At 65.1% G+C, this 956-nt stretch carries 2 pseudogenes; both read right to left on the reverse strand.

What is annotated here, in order from left to right:
• Nucleotides 1-638, reverse strand: a pseudogene (locus BLJAPNOD_RS07060) (FAD-binding protein); the annotation flags it as partial.
• Nucleotides 637-956, reverse strand: a pseudogene (locus tag BLJAPNOD_RS07065) (electron transfer flavoprotein subunit beta/FixA family protein); the annotation flags it as partial. The pseudogenes BLJAPNOD_RS07065 and BLJAPNOD_RS07060, both read right to left, overlap by 2 nt.

The raw sequence follows: 956 nt of genomic DNA on the forward strand, positions 1-956 counted from the left end.
GCTTCGAACAGGTCGGCGACGAGGCCGTAGTCGGCGACCTGGAAGATCGGTGCCTCCTCGTCCTTGTTGATGGCGACGATGACCTTACTGTCCTTCATGCCGGCCAGATGCTGGATCGCACCGGAGATGCCGCAGGCGATGTAGAGATCGGGGGCGACCACCTTGCCGGTCTGGCCGACCTGCCAGTCGTTCGGGGCATAGCCGGCGTCGACCGCCGCGCGCGATGCACCGACGGCAGCACCGAGCTTGTCGGCAACCGGAAGGATGACTTCCTTGAACTTCTCCGCCGAGCCGAGTGCGCGCCCGCCCGAGATGATGATCTTGGCCGACGTCAGTTCCGGACGATCCGACGACGACAGCGCATCGGCAACGAAGCTCGAAAGACCGGGGTTGGCTGCAGCCGCGATCGTCTCGACCGAGGCAGAGCCGCCCTCGGAGGCCGAGGCGAACGAGGCGGTGCGCACGGTGATCACCTTCTTCGCCTCTGTCGTCTGTACCGTCTGGATGGCATTGCCGGCATAGATCGGACGCCGATAAGTGTCGGAAGAGACAACTTCGGTGATTTCCGAGACCTGGACAACGTCGAGAAGGGCAGCCACCCGCGGCAGCACGTTCTTGCCGACCGAGGTGGCGGCGGCGGGTTACCGTTGCCTTGCCATCGCCGATCTCGACCTTGGAGGCGAAGGTGCCCTGAGCCCAGCCGAGCAATGCCGACAGCATCTGGCCGGTCTGGTTCGAATCGTCATCGATCGCCTGCTTGCCGACGATGATCAGGCCCGGCTGTTCGGCTTCCGCCACACCCTTGACGATCTTGGCGACAGCGAGCGGCTCGACCTGGTCGTCGGTTTCGACCAGGATCGCCCGGTCGGCGCCCATGGCAAGTGCCGTGCGCAACGTCTCTTCGGCCTTGGCCGGACCCACCGATACCACCACGACCTCGTCGGCCTTGCCGGCTT

The sequence above is a fragment of the Ensifer sp. M14 genome (genome assembly GCF_003355565.1).
Classification (GTDB): domain Bacteria; phylum Pseudomonadota; class Alphaproteobacteria; order Rhizobiales; family Rhizobiaceae; genus Ensifer.